Annotated in this window: 16 protein-coding genes; 14 read left to right on the forward strand and 2 right to left on the reverse strand. The window is 52.4% G+C overall.

Annotation, left to right across the window (positions count from 1 at the left end; all coding sequences use genetic code 11):
- The first annotated feature begins 219 nt into the window (after positions 1-219).
- From topA to ACT3R7_RS13645, 5 genes are all read left to right on the forward strand, one after another.
- Positions 220-2,847 (forward strand): type I DNA topoisomerase, encoded by a 2,628-nt coding sequence (topA, locus tag ACT3R7_RS13625; RefSeq protein WP_193092110.1) that lies wholly within the window; start codon positions 220-222, stop codon positions 2,845-2,847.
- Entirely contained in the window at positions 2,844-3,305 is a 462-nt protein-coding gene (locus ACT3R7_RS13630; RefSeq protein WP_193092109.1) for a DUF6586 family protein, read from the forward strand. The genes topA and ACT3R7_RS13630 overlap by 4 nt, the downstream gene beginning before the upstream one ends.
- An 89-nt stretch (positions 3,306-3,394) precedes the next feature.
- Entirely contained in the window at positions 3,395-3,859 is a 465-nt protein-coding gene (locus ACT3R7_RS13635) for a 2-hydroxyacyl-CoA dehydratase (protein WP_193092108.1), read from the forward strand.
- Between the two features lie 178 nt (positions 3,860-4,037).
- The gene (locus ACT3R7_RS13640) at positions 4,038-4,667 is read left to right on the forward strand and encodes a L,D-transpeptidase (protein WP_192537858.1); all 630 of its coding nucleotides are present in this window, start codon (positions 4,038-4,040) and stop codon (positions 4,665-4,667) included.
- Positions 4,668-4,877: 210 nt separating this feature from the next.
- The gene (locus ACT3R7_RS13645; protein ID WP_018917296.1) at positions 4,878-5,141 is read left to right on the forward strand and encodes an Lpp/OprI family alanine-zipper lipoprotein; all 264 of its coding nucleotides are present in this window, start codon (positions 4,878-4,880) and stop codon (positions 5,139-5,141) included.
- A gap of 95 nt (positions 5,142-5,236) precedes the next feature.
- Here ACT3R7_RS13645 and ACT3R7_RS13650 read toward each other — a convergent pair whose 3' ends face one another.
- Together ACT3R7_RS13650 and mfd are read right to left on the reverse strand one after the other, a co-directional pair.
- Positions 5,237-6,364 (reverse strand): L,D-transpeptidase family protein, encoded by a 1,128-nt coding sequence (locus ACT3R7_RS13650; protein WP_193092107.1) that lies wholly within the window; start codon positions 6,362-6,364, stop codon positions 5,237-5,239.
- 82 nt (positions 6,365-6,446) lie between these two features.
- Positions 6,447-9,896 carry a transcription-repair coupling factor gene (gene mfd, locus ACT3R7_RS13655; protein WP_193092106.1) on the reverse strand — a complete coding sequence of 1,150 codons (3,450 nt, stop codon included), beginning with the start codon at positions 9,894-9,896 and terminating at the stop codon, positions 6,447-6,449.
- 368 nt (positions 9,897-10,264) lie between these two features.
- On the opposite strand from mfd, the gene ACT3R7_RS13660 reads away from it, so the two are divergent.
- From ACT3R7_RS13660 to sthA, 9 genes are all read left to right on the forward strand, one after another.
- On the forward strand, positions 10,265-11,725 hold the full coding sequence (locus ACT3R7_RS13660; RefSeq protein ID WP_192537861.1) for a glyceraldehyde-3-phosphate dehydrogenase: 1,461 nt from the start codon (positions 10,265-10,267) through the stop codon (positions 11,723-11,725).
- A 313-nt stretch (positions 11,726-12,038) separates the two neighbouring features.
- Complete coding sequence (locus tag ACT3R7_RS13665) at positions 12,039-13,388, forward strand: Na(+)-translocating NADH-quinone reductase subunit A (protein WP_193092105.1); 1,350 nt, start codon at positions 12,039-12,041, stop codon at positions 13,386-13,388.
- Positions 13,389-13,390: 2 nt separating this feature from the next.
- The gene (locus tag ACT3R7_RS13670) at positions 13,391-14,614 is read left to right on the forward strand and encodes an NADH:ubiquinone reductase (Na(+)-transporting) subunit B (protein ID WP_193092104.1); all 1,224 of its coding nucleotides are present in this window, start codon (positions 13,391-13,393) and stop codon (positions 14,612-14,614) included.
- Positions 14,614-15,435: a Na(+)-translocating NADH-quinone reductase subunit C gene (locus ACT3R7_RS13675; protein WP_192537864.1), complete on the forward strand. Its 822-nt coding sequence runs from the start codon at positions 14,614-14,616 to the stop codon at positions 15,433-15,435. Before ACT3R7_RS13670 ends, ACT3R7_RS13675 begins: the two co-directional genes overlap by 1 nt.
- 2 nt (positions 15,436-15,437) lie before the next feature.
- Positions 15,438-16,106, forward strand: a complete 669-nt coding sequence (locus tag ACT3R7_RS13680) for an NADH:ubiquinone reductase (Na(+)-transporting) subunit D (protein ID WP_192537865.1) — start codon at positions 15,438-15,440, stop codon at positions 16,104-16,106.
- 1 nt (position 16,107) lies between these two features.
- A complete protein-coding gene (nqrE, locus tag ACT3R7_RS13685) occupies positions 16,108-16,725 on the forward strand; it encodes an NADH:ubiquinone reductase (Na(+)-transporting) subunit E (protein ID WP_018917287.1) in 618 nt (205 codons plus the stop codon).
- 70 nt (positions 16,726-16,795) lie between these two features.
- Positions 16,796-18,028, forward strand: coding sequence for an NADH:ubiquinone reductase (Na(+)-transporting) subunit F (gene nqrF, locus ACT3R7_RS13690; protein ID WP_193092103.1), 1,233 nt, complete (start codon positions 16,796-16,798; stop codon positions 18,026-18,028).
- Between the two features lie 238 nt (positions 18,029-18,266).
- Positions 18,267-18,521, forward strand: a complete 255-nt coding sequence (gene nqrM, locus ACT3R7_RS13695; protein ID WP_192537867.1) for a (Na+)-NQR maturation NqrM — start codon at positions 18,267-18,269, stop codon at positions 18,519-18,521.
- Between the two features lie 81 nt (positions 18,522-18,602).
- On the forward strand, positions 18,603-19,994 hold the full coding sequence (sthA, locus tag ACT3R7_RS13700; protein WP_193092102.1) for a Si-specific NAD(P)(+) transhydrogenase: 1,392 nt from the start codon (positions 18,603-18,605) through the stop codon (positions 19,992-19,994).
- Positions 19,995-20,073: the final 79 nt, after the last annotated feature.

Genomic DNA, 20,073 nt, shown 5'->3' on the forward strand with positions numbered 1-20,073 from the left:
AAACTTGATTTTAGAAAACTTTGCTTTAGAAAAATAGGCTTTGTTCTCTTTACCACACGGTTGTTACTGGCGCTAAGTGAAGGCCTGGGGTAGGGTAGGCGCATTTTTTCATCCGTATGTTTGTTTCGGCCACTTCAAGAGGGCCGTTAATTGCAACATCATGCGGTACCGTATTCAGAGCGTGGGCTGTCAGCCCACGCAATAGAAAAGTGGAGCACTATGGGCAAGTCACTGGTCATCGTCGAGTCGCCGGCTAAAGCGAAGACGATTAATAAGTATCTCGGCAACGATTTCATCGTAAAGTCGAGCGTGGGTCACATTCGTGATCTGCCGACCAGCGGCTCGGGCAAGGCAGCTTCCGACCCTAAGGAGCGCGCTCGCCAAGCCGCGGCAACACGCAAAATGTCAGCGGAAGAGAAGGCAGAGTATAAAAAGCGCAAAAGCCATGATCAGTTAATTCGGCGTATGGGTATTGATCCCAATAATGGCTGGGAAGCCCGCTACGAAGTCTTGCCTGGCAAAGAGAAGGTAGTGGCTGAGCTCAAAAAACTCGCTGAAAAGGCTGACGCGGTTTATCTGGCGACGGATTTGGACCGCGAAGGGGAAGCCATCGCTTGGCATTTGCGGGAAACCATCGGCGGTGACGATAGTCGCTATAAGCGGGTCGTATTTAACGAAATTACTAAAAACGCCATTCAGGATGCGTTTAAGGCACCCGGCGTTCTGAATATTCCGCGAGTAGAAGCTCAGCAGGCGCGGCGGTTTTTAGACCGTGTGGTGGGCTTTATGCTGTCGCCATTGCTGTGGGCCAAAGTGGCCCGTGGCCTTTCCGCTGGTCGCGTGCAGTCTGTCGCGGTGCGTCTTATTGTTGAGCGCGAGCGTGATATTCGTGCGTTTATCCCAGAAGAGTTTTGGGATGTGCATGCGGATTTAGTCTCGCCAGACGGCGAAGTGGTACGCTTTGCACTCGCCAAGCAAGATGGCAAGGTGTTTAAGCCGACCTCTGAAAAAGACACCATGGAGCGAATTGCGGCGCTGCGTAACGCGAAGCTTGCGATTACCTCACGGGAAGATAAGCCCACTAGTTCTAAGCCAACGGCACCGTTTATTACCTCTACGCTGCAGCAGGCAGCCAGTGGCCGCCTGGGTTTCTCGGTCAAGAAAACCATGACCATGGCTCAGCGTTTGTACGAAGCCGGCTACATTACCTATATGCGTACCGACTCCACTAATCTCTCGAAAGATGCAGTTGAAAGTGCACGTGAGTTTATTGGTAGTGAGTACGGCGAGCGCTATCTACCCGAAGCGCCCAATCGCTATAGCAGCAAAGAGAGCGCCCAGGAAGCTCACGAAGCGATCCGCCCATCAAGCGTTGAGCGCAAGGCGACCGATTTGGTTGGTATGGAGCGCGATGCCGAGCGCTTATACGAGCTGATCTGGCGTCAGTTCGTGGCCTGTCAGATGACCCCGGCCGAGTATCTGTCGAGCACGCTGAGCGTTGAAGTGGATGGTTATGACCTGCGCGCTAAAGGGCGTGTTCTGAAGTTTGACGGCTACACGCGGGTTATGAAACCAAGCGGTAAAAATGAAGACCAGACGCTGCCTGATTTGCCCAAAGGCACGCCAATGGCGATGGAAACGCTGGATCCTCAGCAACACTTTACCAAGCCGCCGGCACGTTATACTGAGGCGAGCTTGGTTAAAGAGCTTGAAAAGCAGGGGATCGGTCGTCCTTCTACCTACGCCTCGATTATTTCGACGATCCAGGATCGTGGCTATGTGAAGTTGGAAAATCGGCGTTTTTACGCCGAAAAGCTGGGTGATATCGTTACCGAGCGCCTGAAAGAGTCGTTTCCTGATCTGATGGACTTCTCGTTTACCGCCCGTATGGAAGATAGCCTGGATGAGGTTGCGGAAGGTGAGCGCAATTGGCAGGCACTGCTCGATGCTTTCTATGGCGAGTTTAGTGAAGAGCTTGCCAAGGCTGAGAGCGATGACGGGATGCGTCCTAACCAGCCGGTGCCAACCGATATTGATTGCCCCTCTTGTGGTCGGAAGATGCAGATTCGCACTGCTTCCACCGGGGTGTTTTTAGGCTGTAGTGGCTATAACCTGCCGCCCAAAGAGCGCTGCAAGACGACGATTGACCTCATTCCGGGTGAAGAGGCCGTAGCGGCGGATGCCGGTGAAGAGGCAGAAACCAACGCCCTGCGTGCCAAGCGGCGGTGCCATAAGTGCGGCACGGCGATGGATAACTACCTGATTGATGAAACCCGCAAGCTGCATATTTGCGGTAATAGCCCTGACTGTGATGGTTATGAAATAGAGCAGGGCAAGTTCAAGATCAAAGGCTACGATGGCCCGGTTATTGAATGCGATAAGTGTGGCTCGGAAATGCAGCTCAAGTCAGGCCGGTTTGGTAAATATTTTGGCTGCACCAATAGCGAGTGTAAAAATACTCGTAAGCTTCTGAAAAGCGGTGAAGTGGCACCACCCAAGATGGATCCGATTCCGATGCCGGAACTGGCCTGCCAGAAAGTCGATGACCACTACGTACTGCGTGATGGAGCAAGCGGCCTGTTTTTAGCGGCGAGTAAATTCCCTAAAAACCGTGAAACGCGTCCGCCGTTGGTTAAAGAGCTAAAAGCCCATGCTGATGAGCTGCCCGAGAAGTATCACTTTATTCTCAAGGCACCCAGCGAAGACCCTGATGGTCGTCCGGCTCAAATTCGCTACTCGCGTAAAAATAAAGAGCAGTACGTAATGACTGACGAAGAAGGCAAGGCCACTGGCTGGAAAGCAACCTTCGAGGCAGGCAAATGGCACGTAGAGGACAAGCGTAAATGAGTGCTCGCTCGCGCACTAATCAACTGCTCTACCAAGCTGAATTGCTGGTAAGCATGCCCATTGGTGAAGACGAGCATGCGCCCGCTCGCCAGATGGCGCTCGAAGAGAGTGCCTTGGCTCTCTTTGAGTTGGCGTTGACCTCGCTGCTAAAAGAAGTAACCGAGCACGCCCGGCTGGAACATCACGTCTGGCAGGAGCTGCTGGCAAGCAATGGGCCGCCGCTTGCAGAGCTACAGCGGTTGCGCGATTTGATGCGCGAGCCTGAAGGCTGGCTGTATTGGCTTACCCAGAAGCTTGAGCAGTTACATAGCAGTGATGGCGCTGCCAGACGCGCAGTAGCTAACCCGGCGATGATTGCGGTAGGTCGTCAGGCAAGTCTTCACGAAGAGCTTCTCATGCACTTGCAAGCAGCAAAGCTTGAGATTGCAGCGCTCCGAGAGACCAGCCAGGAGTGGTAGCTTGTGAGATAACGGAACTACCCTGATCAGCTAGTATCATAAAACAACACGATGTTGCTTTGATGATAGAACGCCAGAAGGAGGCAAGGATGCGTTATAACCAAGTCAAAGATTTAGTTGAGTGGGCTGAAGGCTTTCATAAGCGTATGGCCCTTCAATACAGCGACGCGGCGGATAAAACGAATAATGAGCGTTTAAGCATGGCGCTGACCTACCTTGCCAGTCGTGAGTTAAGAATGCAGAAAGGCCTGAATGATCTCTTCCATGATGGTTCTAGTCATAAAGAAGTTCTGGAAACCTGGTTTGATGAATCAAGTGAGTTTCCCGAACCGCCGGAGCTTGAAAGGCTAACTGAAAAAACGGTAGCTGGGTCTGTCGATGAAGTGACCCGTACGGCCGTTGAGGCCCATGAAAAATTGCAGTCACTATATGAGCATCGCGCTTCCAGGGCGCGTATTGAGCCTGAGGCTGAGTTTTTTGATTCCCTAGCTCAAGGCCATAATGCCGAGGCGCGAAAGCTGGTGACCAGCATGCGAGAGTTTGAAGATATTTAGCCCTGCGTTGAATAGCGTTTGGTTGACAGGGTTTGGTGTGTCTAAACGAAAAAAATCTTGTCCAAGGCCGCTGACAGACATGGCGTAAATAGGGTATAACAGCCCTTAGATATGCTTTGTTGGTCAGCCGTAAACTGACCCGTTTTGAGAGCTAACCGATGTCTTTAGATTTAGAACTATGCCTTTAAATCGCCGCCGTTTTTTAGCCCTTGCGCTTGGTTGGCCAGTGGTGGCAAGCGCTGCTACGACAAATGCTACGTTAAATGTAGAGCCGCCTGACTTAGTTGAAACGCTGCTCTCGCGCGCGCACATACCGCGTTATAGTACCGAGCTGTGGTTGATGATTGACGATCAGGCATCGTCGCTTAGCGTTTTTCGCGGTGAAACGCAGCTTGAATATTTTGCGCCTATTTCATTGGGGCGCGCTGGTGCAAAGACGCAGCGGGTAATGGGTGATAACGTGACTCCGCTGGGCGAATTTCGCATTAATCGATTTAATTACGAAAGTCGGTGGCATATCTTCCTCGGTATCGATTATCCTACCCCAGCCCATGCACGCATGGCGCTTGAAAAGGGTATCTACTCGCAGCGCGATTACGAAGCCTATTTCGATTATTACCGTCGATATGGACATCCACCGCAAAACACGGCGCTGGGTGGGGCTATTGGAATTCATGGCATCGGCAGCGGTGATCCCGATATTCATGGCCGCTACCACTGGACTCAAGGGTGCGTGGCGGTGACAAATGAACAAATTGAGCGACTTGCTGAGCTGGTTGATGTTGGCACTCGCGTTGTGATCCGCTAGTCTTATGTTGTTGATGGAAGTTCGAGGTTTTGTACAAGTGGCTATAGACAAGCGTTGTGGTCTATTATAAAACAGCGTTTGACTGGCGTGCTCATGCACAAGTCATTGTAAAGAACCTGTATCGTGGGTAGACAATTTCTAACTAAGCAATTAGCCTGATTTTTGTTATACCCCTAACGTTGTACCCAAGGAAGACTCAAGGAGAACATTATGACTCTGAAGACTACTCTGAAAATGACCGCCGCTGCTGCTTCTCTGGCAATCCTGGCTGGCTGTGCTTCTACCAGCGCTCTGGAAGAAGTTCGCATGACTGCTGAATCTGCACAGGCTGATGCCGCAGAAGCACGCAGCATGGCTTCACAAGCTCTGAACACTGCTAACCAAGCTCAGCGCGATGCGCAAGCTGCCCTGCAGATGTCTGAGCAGAACCGTGAAGAAATGAACCGCATGTTCCAGCGTTCCATGCAGAAGTAATTCTGCTTGGACCACTGGGTAGTCGTTAGACTCAGCGGTTGCTGAAGATGTAAAAAAACCCCGCCTCGGCGGGGTTTTTTTATGGATGGTATCTGTTAAGCATCTTCTTCAGCAGGCTCTGCCTGGCTAAGCTCTACTTCTTCAAACAAGCCATTAAGTTCTGCTGCAGGCTCTTCTTCTACGACAGGCTTGGGTGCCTGAGGGCCATGCAACGCAACAAAGTTGCCATCCGGTGATTCTACGGCACGTTTTACCTGCTCGTAGTCCACCTCAACCTGATCTTCGGTCAGCGCATCAACGCGCTCGATGGCGGCTAGCAGGGGCTCGAAGTCACCGACATTCTCTTCAAGCTGCGGGTACGACTGCACAAATAGCGTTCCATCGGCTGCCCAGCCTGCTTTGAAGGGCGCATCCATCAAGTTGACCTGCGTGCCGCTCGGCAGGCGCTCATACAGCGATTTGATGTCTTCCGGATACATCCGGATACAGCCGCGGCTAACGCGCATGCCCACACCGTCAGGCCGATTGGTGCCATGAATCAGATAGCTTGGCATGGCCAATAGAATGGCGTGTTCGCCAAGCGGATTATCCGGGCCGGGCGGCACTACCGCTGGAGCTGGGTCGCCTCGTTCTGCTGCTTCGCGGCGCATGGAGGCGGGCGGCGCCCAGGCGGGGTCCTTTACTTTTACCGTCGTGCGGGTAAGGCCGACAGGCGTTGCAAACTCATTGCGACCAACGCTGACCGGGTAGGTTTCAACGATGCCTGGGTTATCGGCCGGGTAGTAGTAGAGGCGCAGCTCAGAAAGGTTGACGACCACTCCTTCGCGCGGTGCTGGTGGAAGAATGTATTGAGCGGGAATCACTACCTCGGTGCCTTCGCCTGGCACCCACATGCTTACTTCGGGGTTAGCCATGCGTATTTCTTCGTAGCCAATATTATGGCGACGGGCAATGTCGATCAGAGTCTCTTCGGGGTCTTCAACGGTAACCGTGTAGCGCTCACCGATGATGTCGCCTTGTTCCGGAAGCCGAAATTGCCCGCGTGGCAGTTCGTCGTGCCCTTGTTCAGCTTGAGCTGCATCGTCCAGTACTTCGCTGGCTGTCGCTACGTTATCTGCTTGCTCAGGCGCTGTTTGCGCAAAAACCGGGCCTGTGAGGCTAGCTGCCAGCAATACAGCCAAACTGGTAGGGCCCCAAAGGTTGAATTTGTGACGAATGTTCATGGTCATTCCTAATAAGTTAGTGCACTGCTAGTACGCGTAAACGGGCAAACATAGCCTGCTTGTTACCAGTTTGCCCCAAGGTTCACGCCGCCGCTACTTTTTGATTAAGGGTAGTTAAAAGTGTTTCGACTTGCTCAAAGCGTTGTTCGCTGGTTGCCATGGTAAATTCAAACCGTAAGGTATCTGAGCCATCCAGGCGGTAGTGCTGGGGTGAGGTTTGAATGAGCTTAACGAGGGTCAGAGGATCAATCTGGGTTGTGCCATCAAACAGTACTCGTCCACGGCTTTCGCCTGCCTCAATGCGGCTAATCCCCAACTGCTCAGCGCGTTGACGCAGTTTGGTTTGGCGAACCAGGTTTTTAAGAGGTTGGGGGAGCAGGCCAAAACGATCAATCAGCTCGACCTGTAGCTCCTTAAGCTCATTTTCGCTTTGCGTATTGGCAATGCGTTTATACATGACAAGCCGCTGTTGAACATCATGAATGTAATCATCGGGGATTAATGCAGGTAAGTTTAGGCTAATTTCTACGCCGGTGTTGAAGGGGGCGTCGATGTTAGGTGTTTTCCCCGCCCGAATGGCTTTCACGGCCCGGTCCAGCATTTCCATATAAAGCGTATAGCCGATGGTTTCCATCTGGCCGCTTTGCTCATCGCCTAAGAGTTCGCCTGCGCCACGAATTTCCATATCGTGGCTTGCCAGGGTAAAGCCAGCGCCCAGATCATCGGACGCGCTGATGGCCTCAAGGCGTTTAACCGCATCGCGGGTCATGGCTTTGGGGGGAGGGGTTAAAAGGTAGGCATATGCTTGATGGTGGCTGCGGCCAACGCGCCCGCGCAGTTGGTGCAGCTGCGCCAAGCCAAACTTGTCGGCACGCTCAATCAAAATGGTGTTGGCGCTTGGGACGTCAATACCGGTTTCAATGATGGTTGAGCAGACGAGAACGTTAAAGCGTCGGTGATAGAAGTCCGACATCACGCGTTCTAAGCTACGCTCAGGCAACTGGCCATGAGCCACCGCAACGCGAGCTTCGGGTACGAGTTCACGTATCTGCTCCGCGGTGTTCTCAATGGTTTTGACTTCATTGTGTAGAAAGTAGACCTGGCCGCCGCGCAGTATTTCGCGCAGTAAGGCCTCTTTAATCACACTGTTGTCACGCTGCTGGACGAAGGTTTTGACCGACAGGCGGCGAGCCGGTGGTGTCGCGATAATGGATAGATCGCGGATACCGCTCATCGCCATGTTGAGCGTGCGGGGAATAGGCGTGGCGGTGAGGGTTAAAATATCGATTTCTGCGCGAAGCGCTTTGAGTTTTTCTTTCTGGGCGACGCCAAAGCGGTGCTCTTCATCGATAATCAGTAGCCCCATTTGAGGCAGTTCGACGCTTTTGGAGAGCAGCTTATGGGTACCGATCACGATATCGGTTTGACCGCTTTTAATGCTCTCAAGCGTTTGTGTCATCTCTTTGCCCGCCGTAAAGCGTGAGATCAGACGTATATTGACCGCCGTATCGGCAAAGCGGTCACGGAAGTTTTCAAAGTGCTGACGCGCGAGCAGGGTGGTAGGAACCAGTACTACCACTTGGCGGCCTGACTGCACGGCCAAAAAGGCCGCGCGCATGGCGACTTCGGTTTTACCAAAACCGACGTCGCCACAGACCACGCGATCCATCGGCTGGGGGGAGGTCATATCGTCAATGACAGCTTCAATGGCGGCGTGCTGGTCGGGTGTTTCTTCAAACGGAAAGCTTGCCGAGAAGCGCACGTAGTCGTCGCCTGGACTTTCATAAACCACGCCCTGTTGAGCTTCCCGCCGTGCGTAAACATCCAGCAACTCGGCGGCCGTATCGCGAATTTTCTCGGCCGCTTTGCGGCGCGCTTTTTCCCATTGGTCAGAGCCCAGCTTATGCAGCGGCGCCAGCTCATCATCGGCGCCGCTATAGCGGGAGATAAGGTGCAGGCTATCCACGGGAACATAAAGCTTCGCACCATCGGCGTAGGAGAGCGCCAGAAACTCATTGGCCTGACCGCCTGCGGCCAGGGTTTCAAGCCCCAGGTAGCGGCCTACACCGTGTGCCTGGTGAACTACGGGCGCGCCTTCGCGCAGCTCGGATAGATGCCGAACCGCCAGCTCATTGTCATCGGTGGCCTTTTCACGGCGTCGGCTTTGACGGACTACCTCGCCAAACAGCTCTGTTTCGCTAATCACTGCGATAGCCGGCTGGGTTAACCATAGTCCGCTATCCACCAGGCTTTCGGTAATGGCGTAAGTGTGTTGGCTCGCCAGGAATGCCTGAAAGCTTTCAACATGCGGAGGCGACAGGGACAGCGGTGCCAGAATTTCTTCCAGCGCTTCCCGGCGTCCACGTGATTCAGCGACAAACAGAACTCGGGTATTGGGCTCGCTGTTTAAAAAGCTGTTTAGTTCGCTCAAGGGGTGTTTTGCCCGGGCATTAATCGCCAGAGGCGGCAACGCCTTTGCTTCTGGGATTAATGCGTGGCGCTGCGTTTCATCTTCGGTCAGCTCAATGCGTGGGCGCGCCTTGATTGCCGAGAACACCTTGCTGACCGGAAAAAACGCTCGGTGTGGGGGCAGTAGAGGGCGGGTAGGATCAACCCCCAGGTTAATATAGCGTGCTTCTATGGACTGCCAATGCTGCTCTGCGGCTTGAAAGACGCCGGGTAACAGCGCAACGCGAGTGTCAGCGGTAACGTGGTCGAAAAGCGATGCCGTTTCGTCAAAAAAGAGCGGTAAATAGTGTTCTAGGCCCGGTGACGGTATGGCTTTCAAAGCGTCGTTATAAAGTGGGCACTGGCGCGGGTCGACATCAAATAAGGTTTCAAACTGCTCACGAAAGCAGGCAATCGCACTGCGGCTGAGTGAATACTCGTGAGCGGGAAGCAGCTCAATCGTGCCTACTTTATCGGTTGAGCGCTGGCTGCCGGGATCAAAATGCCGCAGGGTATCAATTTCATCATCAAACAGGTCGATGCGAATCGGCTCGTCCATGCCCATCGCAAAAAGATCAATCAACGCACCCCGCATGGCGTACTCGCCGGGCTCATAGACCGTCTCAACTGCGCGATATCCTGCGCGGGTTAATGATTCTCTAAAATGTTCTCGATCAAGTTTAGCGCCTGCCGTTAGCGTCATCACGCGGCCAGCGATATACGATACCGGGGAGAGGCGCTGCATTAACGTGTTAATGGGTACTAGCACGATGCCCCGTACGCCGTCCTGGAGTTGGCGTAGCGTGCGCAGGCGTGCCGAAACGATATCCTGATGGGGTGAAAAACTGTCGTACGGCAGCGTTTCCCAATCAGGAAATGGCAGAACGGGAACGTCGCTGTAAAACGCCAAATCTTGTTCCAGGCGTTGGGCGCTGGCCGTGCTGGGCGTGATCACCAACAACGGTGCACTGGCGGCAACCTGGGCTAACGCCAATGCAGACGCACTGCCGGGAGGCGCTGTCCAATAAAGCGTGTCGCGTGTTCCTTGCGGTTGGGGCGGTTCGAGCAGAGAAAATGATGGCATAGTCAGGGTATCGTTTTGCGCTGAAACGGAGATTGGATCATACACGATGACCCGTTTTCAGTCAGAGGGCTAGCCGGGACGGTGTTGCCACTGCCTATTTTGTATTTGTAGTCAAACGCCTGTTTATGTAATACCCCTACATGGTGTGCGACCATCCTTTGATTGCGGGCTGGTCCGAAGGCCGGGATAATACCCTGGTCATTTGGTTTACGACCCTGTGGTCGATACCCGATTTTTAGCGTTTATGTTTTCAGCGCTCTGGTTTTTAAGTACTGGTGTTAAGTACTGGTTTTAAGTACTGGTTTTAAAACTCTGTTTCACAAATTTGTTTTTACAAATCCGTTTTCACAAACCTTATGAGGCCGCACGTGAGTCAGCAAGCTCCCGAGAATGTTTTTGAGCAATGGCAAAACAACCAAGCCTTGGCAGAACAGATGATCCCGCTGGTGGGGCGTCTTTATCGGCAGCACAACGTTGTGGCTACCATGTTTGGGCGTTCGTTGATCAATCAGTCGGTTATCCGAATTCTGAAAGACCACCGCTTTGTGCGTAAGATTGAAGGTACCGAGCTTTCTGTTGAAGATACGTTCCCGATTGTTGAGGCGATGAGCGCGCTTAACCTCGGTCCGGCCCATGTGGATGTGGGTAAGCTGGCGGTGATGTTTAAAAAACAGGGCGGCGGTGACCTGGATGCCTTCCTGCGTAATGAGCTGCAAGACATTATTGATGGCTACCAACCGGGTGCCAGCAAGGGCGAGCCTCAGGACGTTGTGCTTTATGGTTTTGGCCGTATTGGGCGTCTGTTAGCGCGAGTCTTGGTTGAAAAAGCTGGCGGCGGTAACCTGTTGCGGCTGCGTGCGATTGTGGTGCGCGGGCGTGGCGATGTTGCTAAAGACCTTGAAAAGCGTGCCAGTTTACTGCGTCGCGACTCTGTGCATGGACCGTTTGAAGGGACTATCTCTGTTAACGTTGAGGCACGTACGCTCACCGTGAATGGAAACGTTGTTCAGGTTATATATGCCGATTCACCTAGTGAAATCGATTACACCACTTACGGCATCAATAATGCCGTTATTGTTGATAACACCGGTATCTGGCGCGATGAAGCAGGCCTGGGTCAGCACCTTGAGTGCAAGGGCGCTGCCAAAGCGCTATTAACTGCGCCGGGTAAAGGTGATATCAAAAACATCGTTTATGGTATTAACCATCAAGCCATCGGTGAAAATGATCGCATTGTGTCGGCCGCTTCCTGTACTACTAACGCCATTGTTCCGGTACTCAAGGTATTAAACGATGAGTATGGGGTAGAGGTGGGGCATGTTGAGACGGTTCACGCCTATACCAATGACCAGAACCTGATCGATAACTACCACAAGGGTGATCGTCGCGGTCGTAGCGCAGCACTCAACATGGTATTGACGGAAACCGGCGCCGCGAAAGCCGTTTCAAAAGCGTTGCCTGAGCTTGAAGGCAAATTGACCGGTAATGCTATTCGTGTGCCTACGCCGAACGTATCCATGGCCATTTTGAACCTGACGCTGAATAAGTCGACTGACGCTGAGGCGTTAAATGATTATCTGCGCAAAATGTCCATCGACTCGGATTATCAAAAGCAGATCGACTTCGTAGACTCTGCAGAAGTGGTATCGTCGGATTTTGTCGGTAACCGCCACGCCGGTATTGTGGATGCCAAGGCAACGATTGCTAATGACAACCACGCCGTTGTGTACGTTTGGTATGACAATGAATTTGGCTACAGCTGTCAGGTAATTCGTATCCTGCAGCACATGTCCAATGTCGAATTTTTAAAGCTGCCACGCCACGCGTAACGCCTCTATATCGGTGAATTGCTTGTTAAAGTGATTTTTCATCGAGCTGTATTTTTTTTAACGCCACCTTCGGGTGGCGTTTTTAATTGTAAAATCAATAGCCATTGGTAGGTGTATAACACTTTTGGGGGGCATCAGGGATGTGGTCATTGGCCGCGCTTATCTTTATAATGCGTAAGATTTTTCGGGGTGGTTCAAGCAGTGCTTGGGCCTGACTGGTAACAATCTGACAGAAAATAACAATTCACTGAGCAGAAAATAAGCATTCGAACCCCTTACCTTCGTATATCCGATCCATCAACTGGGCGAGACTATGATCGAAGTCAAAAAAGGCCTGGATCTCCCCATCACGGGAGCGCCCGAGCAGCGTATTGAAGATGCGCAGCCTGTGCGTTACGTGGCAATCCTAGGCACTGACTATGTTGGCATGAAGCCAACCATGGAAGTTCAGGAAGGGGATAAGGTCAAACTAGGCCAACTACTCTTTACCGATAAGAAGGTTGAAGGTGTGCGCTTTACGGCACCGGCAAGCGGTGAAGTGGTAGCAATAAACCGTGGCGAAAAGCGTCGCCTGCTGTCTGTCGTGATTAAAGTGGACGAAAATGAAGAAGCGATGACATTCGCCTCTCATGACTGCGCCTCTTTAGCACAGCTCGACCGTCAGCTGGTAGTCGATCAATTGGTCGAATCGGGACTCTGGACAGCGTTACGCACGCGTCCATTCTCGCGTACGCCAGCAATTGACAGTAAACCTGCCGATATCTTCGTAACCGCGGTGGACACTCATCCGCTAAGCGCTGATCCAGCAATTATCATTAATGAAGAATCCCAGGCATTTGAAGACGGCCTCAAGGTGCTAACCCGCCTGACCGAGGGCAACGTTTTCTTGTGTACCGGGGCTGATGACACTATTCCAGGGAAAGAGATTGACGGTGTGACCGCAGAAAGTTTTGCTGGTCCTCACCCGGCGGGTCTGGTGGGCACGCATATTCATTACCTTTCCCCGGTCGCACTGCACAGACACGTCTGGCATATCGGCTATCAGGATGTTATCGCTTTCGGCAAACTATTTGCCGAAGGGAAGCTTAGTACTCACCGAATAGTCGCCATTGGTGGCCCGCGTGCTGAAAAGCCGCGTCTTGTTCGCACCCGGATTGGAGCAAGTACCGATGAACTCCTGGCCGGTGAAGTCATCAAACCTGATGACACTCGGGTGATTTCCGGTTCTGTTTTCTCTGGCTTTACGGCTGAAGGAAATCTTACTTACCTGGGGCGCTTCAGCAATCAGATCAGTCTGCTTGAGGAAGGCAACAAGCGTGCCTTGCTAGGTTGGCTGTCGCTGGGTGCCGATCGCCACTCGATTCTGGGTATTTATCTTTCCCGCATCAAAGGCCTGCGTAACTACGCGCCGACGACCTCCACTAATGGCTCTGAACGTGCCATGGTGCCAGTGGGTTCGTACGAAGCCGTCATGCCATTGGATATTATGCCGACCCAGCTGCTTCGTTCGCTGATCGTGGGCGACATTGAAGTTGCCATGCAACTTGGGTGTCTTGAGCTAGACGAAGAGGATTTGGCGCTGTGCACATACGTTTGCCCCGGCAAATACGAGTATGGCCCTATTCTGCGTGACAATCTCACCATGATCGAGAAAGAGGCCTGATAATGGGTATCCGACAAACGCTCGATAATATCGAGCCGCATTTCCATAAAGGCGGCAAGTATGAAAAGTTCTATCCGCTTTATGAAGCGGTAGATACAATTTTCTATTCCCCGCCCAGCGTTGCTAAAACTACGGCTCACGTGCGCGACGGTATTGATCTTAAGCGCATCATGATTACCGTTTGGCTTTGCACCTTTCCGGCCATGTTCTTTGGTATGTGGAACGCAGGCTGGCAGGCGAACGTGGCAATCGATGCAGGCTATGCCTCCATGGGTGGCTGGCGCGAAGCTATCCTGATGACGTTGGCTTCAGGGCATGATTCAAGCAGCCTATGGGCCAACTTTGTATTGGGCGCAACGTACTTCCTGCCTATCTATCTGGTGACGTTTGCCATCGGTGGCTTCTGGGAAGTGCTGTTTGCCATCAAGCGTGGCCATGAAGTTAACGAAGGTTTCTTCGTGACCTCGGTGCTCTACGCACTGATTCTTCCGGCAACCATCCCGCTTTGGCAGGTGGCGCTCGGCATTACCTTCGGTGTCGTGATCGGTAAGGAAATTTTTGGCGGTACTGGCAAGAACTTCCTTAACCCGGCGCTAACCGGTCGTGCCTTTCTCTACTTCGCTTACCCGGCGCAGATCTCCGGCGACGCTATCTGGGTGGCCGCTGACGGTTACACCGGAGCAACAGCGCTCTCCATGGCTTTCCAGGATGGCATGGACACACTAACCAACACCTTCAGCTGGTGGGATGCCTTCCTTGGCTTCATTCCCGGGTCGGTAGGTGAAGTGTCAACGCTTGCGATCCTTATCGGGGCCGTTGTGCTACTTTGGACGCGCATCGCCTCGTGGCGCATCATGCTGGGTGTGTTCCTTGGGATGGTGGCGACCAGCGCGCTGTTCAATCTGATCGGTTCAGACACCAACCCCATGTTTGACATGCCCTGGTACTGGCACTTTGTGGTCGGTGGCTTTGCGTTTGGTATGGTCTTCATGGCAACCGACCCGGTATCTGCGTCAATGACCAACCAGGGCCGCCTGATCTTTGGCGCGTTGATCGGTGTGTTGACCGTGCTGATCCGGGTGGTTAATCCGGCTTTCCCGGAAGGCATCATGTTGGCTATCCTGTTTGCTAACCTGTTTGCCCCATTGATTGACCATTTCTTCGTCCAGGCCAATATCAAGCGCCGTATTAAGCGTACTGGCGTACCGGCCGAGGAGACTGCCTAATGGCACAAGGTAATAACTCAATCAAGAAGATCCTGATTGTTGCGTTTGCACTGTGTATCGTGTGCTCGGTTATCGTTTCGACGGCCGCCGTAGCGCTACGTCCCACGCAGCAGCTCAACCAGGAATTAGACCGTAAAACCAACATCCTTAATGTGGCACGTTTATACGAGCCGGGTATGGATGTCGAGGAAGAGTTCCAGGCCCAGATCACGCCACGTGTCGTTGAACTCGAAACCGGTGAATATACCGACGAGTTTGATCCCGAAACATTTGACGGGTTTGAAGCCGCGCGTGACCCGGCGACAGGCCGCACGCTGTCTGGCGACCGTGACATCGCGGGGCTTTCTCAGGTTGAAAATTACGCGACCGTATACCTGGTAGGTGATGAAGAAAATCCGGACCAGATCGTTCTGCCCATTCGTGGTCAGGGCCTATGGGGCCGCATGATGGGCTTTCTGTCGATTGAAGGCGACGGTAACACCATCATCAGTATCACTTACTACGACCACAGCGAAACGCCGGGTCTAGGTGCGGAAGTTAACAATCCACGCTGGCAGGCTCAGTGGGAAGGCAAAGAGATTTACGCTGAAGAGGGCGATCTCTCACCAGCCATCCACCTGACCAAAGGCGGCGCTAGCAACGAAAACGAAGTAGACGCGTTATCCGGTGCTACGCTCACCAGTAATGGTGTCACTAACATGCTGCAGTTCTGGCTGAGCGAAGAAGGTTTTGCACCGTACCTTGCGAAATTCCGCAGCGGTACGGAGCCGGAAGACGCCGAAAACACCGAGACTGACTTCGAAGACGGTGAGGGGGCTTAATCATGGCGGACGTAAATGCAAAAAGCGTATTAATAGCGCCAATCTTCCAGAACAACCCGATTGCACTTCAGATATTGGGGATTTGTTCGGCGCTAGCGGTAACCACCAGCATGAGCGTGTCGTTGGTAATGGCGTTGGCCGTTATCTTTGTAACGGCGCTCTCTAGCTTCTTCGTATCGCTAATCCGGAATCATATTCCTTCTGCGATTCGTATTATCGTGCAAATGACCATTATTGCTTCGCTGGTCATCGTGGTTGACCAGATCCTCAAAGCCTACGCTTATGAAATGTCCAAGCAGCTGTCGGTGTTTGTCGGTCTGATCATTACCAACTGTATCGTTATGGGCCGTGCTGAAGGCTTTGCCATGTCCAATACGCCCGGTATGTCGTTTTTAGACGGTATCGGTAACGGTTTGGGCTATGGTTTTGTGCTTTTAGTAGTTGGCTTCTTCCGTGAACTGCTGGGCGCGGGTAGCGTGTTTGGTTTTACCATTTTGCCGACGGTTCAAAACGGTGGCTGGTATGTGCCTAACGGTCTGCTGTTATTGCCGCCGTCTGCCTTCTTTATCATCGGCCTGTTGATTTGGGTACTGCGCTCAGTCAATCCCGAGCAGGTAGAAGAGAATGAGTTCAAGATGAAGGAAAACTCAAAGCCACAGGAGGCTGTGTAAAATGGAACACTATCTAAGCCTTTTCGTTGCTTCGGTTTTCGTCGAGAACATGGCGCTGGCCTTCTTCCTGGGCATGTGTACTTTTCTTGCCGTATCCAAGAAGGTCTCTTCAGCCATCGGTCTAGGCATTGCCGTTATCGTGGTGCTGACCGTCACCGTACCGGTTAACAACCTTGTCTACACTTACTTGCTGCAAGAAGGCGCGTTGACGTGGACCGGTATCAGCGGTGCTGAAAATATCGATCTTTCGTTCCTGGGTCTGCTCTCCTATATCGGGGTTATTGCGGCACTGGTACAAATCATGGAAATGTTCCTTGATAAGTACGTGCCTTCGCTCTACAACGCGCTAGGTGTATTCCTACCGCTAATTACCGTTAACTGTGCCATTTTAGGTGGCGTACTGTTCATGGTAGAGCGTAGCTATAATTTCGGTGAAGCGGTGGTATACGGCTTTGGCGCGGGCACCGGTTGGGCATTGGCCATTGCGGCGCTTGCGGGCATTCGTGAGAAGCTGAAATACAGCGATGTGCCTGGTGGCCTACAGGGGCTGGGTATCACGTTCATCACCGTAGGTCTGATGTCACTGGGCTTTATGTCCTTCTCGGGCATTCAGCTCTAAACAGAGCCGGTTTTCCCGGCGGCGTAAAGCGCTGCCGGGTTACAGGAAACCTCAGCAATAGGAAACCGACATGGTTGATACATCTGTCATCTTGCTCGGTGTTGTCATGTTCACGATCATCGTTATTAGCTTAACGGCGATCATTCTGGCAGCGCGTAGCAAGCTAGTGAGTAGCGGGGATGTGACGATTGAAGTCAATCACGACCCCGAGCACACCTTGACGACTCAGGCCGGCGGCAAGCTTTTGAACACGTTAGCAGCCAACGGTATTTTCCTTTCTTCCGCGTGCGGTGGCGGTGGTTCTTGCGCCCAGTGTAAGTGTCGCGTTGAAGAGGGCGGTGGCTCGATTCTGCCTACCGAAGAGTCCCACTTCACCATGCGTGAAAAGAAAGAGGGCTGGCGTCTCTCTTGTCAGGTGCCCGTTAAGCAGGACATGAAAGTAGAAGTACCTGAAGAAGTGTTCGGCGTTAAAAAATGGGAAACCGAAGTAACGGCCAATCCCAATGTCGCTACCTTCATTAAGGAGTTGAACCTGAAACTGCCGGAAGGTGAAGAAGTAGCTTTCCGCGCCGGTGGTTATGTTCAGCTAGTGGCGCCGCCATACGATATCAAGTTTTCTGATTTCGATATTGAGGAAGAGTACCGCGGCGACTGGGAAAAATTCGGCCTGTTCGATGTTTCCCATAAGAACAACGAGGAAATTATTCGCGCATACTCCATGGCGAACTACCCTGAAGAAAAGGGACTTCTCAAGTTCAACATTCGTATCGCGACACCGCCTCCGGGCAGCAGCCATCCGCCGGGCCTGATGTCTACCTATGTCTTCAGTCTGAAGCCGGGTGACAAGGTGACGGTAATGGGTCCGTTTGGTGAGTTTTTCGCCAAAGATGGCGATGCCGAAATGATCTTTATCGGCGGTGGTGCCGGTATGGCGCCAATGCGTAGCCATATCTTTGACCAGCTCAAGCGTCTTAAGTCAGATCGTAAGATGTCTTTCTGGTACGGTGCTCGCTCCTGGCGTGAAACCTTCTACAACGAAGAGTACGACCAGTTGGCCGAAGAGTTCCCGAACTTTGAGTGGCACTTGGCGCTTTCTGACCCGCAAGAAGAAGATAAGTGGGAAGGTCCTACCGGCTTTATCCATAACGTGCTGTTTGAGAACTATCTAAAAGATCACCCCGCACCTGAAGATTGTGAGTACTACATGTGTGGGCCGCCCATGATGAACGCATCGGTAATCAAGCTACTGCTTGACCTGGGCGTTGAGCCTGAAAACATCATGTTAGATGATTTTGGCGGATAAGTACTGATTTGTAGTGCGTGCCCTTTGGGCGCATTTGGGGCTGGCCGTGAGGTTGGCCCCTTTGTTTATGAATAAGCGTATAAGTGGGGCAAAACCCGCGTTATCTGTGCGAATAGCCACCTGTGCTAATAAGTGTCTGGCGGCTGAGGTACAATAAAGGTAGCAATGAATGACGGGCACTAATTGCCTAAGCTGTTGTCGGCAGGTAGTGCATCAAAAGCAATGCTGGGAGGTTTACATGGCAATCTGGCTACTGGTATTTGGTTTTATGGCGCTAATCATGGGCGCGATGGCGGTTGGCGTTTTAATGGGCCGCAAGCCCATCGCAGGTTCTTGCGGTGGTTTAAACCAAATTGGCATGAAAGATGGCTGCGATATTTGCGGCGGAAAAGATGAAGTATGCGAAGAAGAGAACCGCAAGCAGAACGGCGTGCGCAGGCGTAGCGATGAAAGCCGTGGTGCAGACCTTGGCTATGACGTAACGCGGCGATAAAGCCACTCTTGAAGAGCTTAGCAGGCGCAGCAGAGTGATCCGCTGCGCCTAATTATTGGGGAAAGAGGAGACGCAGAGAGTATGGCGGTTCACAATTACGATGTCGTGGTTATTGGTACAGGTCCCGCAGGGGAAAGCGCTGCTATCAACGCTGCAAAGCACGGGAAGCGTGTCGCGATTATCGAAAAGCAGGCTCAGGTGGGTGGTAACTGCACGCACTGGGGCACCATCCCCTCAAAAGCGTTACGCCATCAGGTCAAGCAAATCATGGCGTTCAATACTAACCGCATGTTTCGCGATATCGGTGAGCCTCGCTGGTTCTCTTTTCCAAAAGTAATGGAGCGCTCCCGCGGTACTATTGATAAGCAGGTTGAGATGCGTACCACGTTTTATGCCCGCAACCGCATCGATCTGTTCCATGGCGTTGCGCGCTTTAAAGATGAGCATACGCTGGTTATACGTGACCAGCACGAGGGCATGGAGGAGCTTGTCGCCAAGAAAATCATTATTGCTACCGGCTCGCGTCCCTATCGGCCGACGGATATCAATTTTCGCCATCCGCGTATCTACTGCTCCGATACCATTTTAAGTCTTGAGCACACGCCGCGTACGCTGGTGATCTTTGGTGCTGGCGTTATCGGCTGCGAATATGCATCGATCTTTTCAGGGCTGGGCCTTAAAGTCGATTTGATCAATAATCGCGAAAGCCTGCTCTCCTTCCTGGATGCTGAGATCAGCGATGCGCTGTCTTATCATCTGCGTAAACACGGTGTATTGATTCGTCATAACGAAGATTACGCAAGTGTTGAAGGCGATGAATCCGGCGTTGTAGTGCATCTCAAATCAGGGAAGAAAATCCGCGCCGATGCCTTTTTGTGGGCTAACGGGCGGACCGGTAATACGGATAGCCTGGGGCTTGAGAATATTGGCCTGGAAGCTAATGGGCGTGGTCAGCTCAGTGTTGATGAGCACTACCGGACGTCGATTCCGCATATTTATGCCGCCGGCGATGTGATTGGATGGCCAAGCCTTGCCAGCGCGGCTTACGACCAGGGGCTCAACTCCTGTAACGAGCTGCTTGATAAAGAGTATCGCTTCGTTAGCGACGTACCCACCGGCATCTACACCATTCCCGAGATCAGTTCGTTTGGCCCTAACGAGCGTGAACTTACCGAAGCAAAAGTCCCTTATGAAGTCGGCAAAGCGTTCTTTAAAGACACCGCGCGGGCGCAAATCACTGGCGATGTGGTAGGGATGCTGAAAATCCTGTTTCATCAGGATACGCTGGAGATTCTAGGTATCCACTGCTTTGGCGATCAGGCCTCGGAGATCTTGCATATCGGCCAAGCCATTATGCAGCAGCCGGGCGAAGCCAATACTCTCAAGTACTTCGTGAATACGACGTTTAACTACCCGACCATGGCAGAAGCGTATCGGGTAGCAGCACAAAATGGCTTAAACCGAGTGTTTTAAAGCGCCATCAATTGAGTAGTACGCTGTTGCTAATATTTTATTGAAACAACGCGTTGCTTTAAAAAAGGGGCCGAGCGGC

The organism is Halomonas sp. AOP43-A1-21 (assembly GCF_052376775.1).
Classification (GTDB): Bacteria; Pseudomonadota; Gammaproteobacteria; order Pseudomonadales; family Halomonadaceae; genus Vreelandella; species Vreelandella colorata.

What these genes read in the sequence shown, in the direction of transcription:
- ACT3R7_RS13645 (WP_018917296.1), top strand. Translation starts at nt 4,878, where the DNA reads ATGACTCTGAAGACTACTCTGAAAATGACCGCCGCTGCTGCTTCTCTG.
- nqrF (WP_193092103.1), top strand. Translation starts at nt 16,796, where the DNA reads ATGGTTGATACATCTGTCATCTTGCTCGGTGTTGTCATGTTCACGATC.
- ACT3R7_RS13630 (WP_193092109.1), top strand. Translation starts at nt 2,844, where the DNA reads ATGAGTGCTCGCTCGCGCACTAATCAACTGCTCTACCAAGCTGAATTG.
- nqrE (WP_018917287.1), top strand. Translation starts at nt 16,108, where the DNA reads ATGGAACACTATCTAAGCCTTTTCGTTGCTTCGGTTTTCGTCGAGAAC.
- ACT3R7_RS13650 (WP_193092107.1), bottom strand. Translation starts at nt 6,364, where the DNA reads ATGAACATTCGTCACAAATTCAACCTTTGGGGCCCTACCAGTTTGGCT.
- ACT3R7_RS13675 (WP_192537864.1), top strand. Translation starts at nt 14,614, where the DNA reads ATGGCACAAGGTAATAACTCAATCAAGAAGATCCTGATTGTTGCGTTT.
- ACT3R7_RS13670 (WP_193092104.1), top strand. Translation starts at nt 13,391, where the DNA reads ATGGGTATCCGACAAACGCTCGATAATATCGAGCCGCATTTCCATAAA.
- ACT3R7_RS13635 (WP_193092108.1), top strand. Translation starts at nt 3,395, where the DNA reads ATGCGTTATAACCAAGTCAAAGATTTAGTTGAGTGGGCTGAAGGCTTT.
- ACT3R7_RS13665 (WP_193092105.1), top strand. Translation starts at nt 12,039, where the DNA reads ATGATCGAAGTCAAAAAAGGCCTGGATCTCCCCATCACGGGAGCGCCC.
- sthA (WP_193092102.1), top strand. Translation starts at nt 18,603, where the DNA reads ATGGCGGTTCACAATTACGATGTCGTGGTTATTGGTACAGGTCCCGCA.
- topA (WP_193092110.1), top strand. Translation starts at nt 220, where the DNA reads ATGGGCAAGTCACTGGTCATCGTCGAGTCGCCGGCTAAAGCGAAGACG.
- ACT3R7_RS13640 (WP_192537858.1), top strand. Translation starts at nt 4,038, where the DNA reads ATGCCTTTAAATCGCCGCCGTTTTTTAGCCCTTGCGCTTGGTTGGCCA.
- nqrM (WP_192537867.1), top strand. Translation starts at nt 18,267, where the DNA reads ATGGCAATCTGGCTACTGGTATTTGGTTTTATGGCGCTAATCATGGGC.
- ACT3R7_RS13680 (WP_192537865.1), top strand. Translation starts at nt 15,438, where the DNA reads ATGGCGGACGTAAATGCAAAAAGCGTATTAATAGCGCCAATCTTCCAG.
- mfd (WP_193092106.1), bottom strand. Translation starts at nt 9,896, where the DNA reads ATGCCATCATTTTCTCTGCTCGAACCGCCCCAACCGCAAGGAACACGC.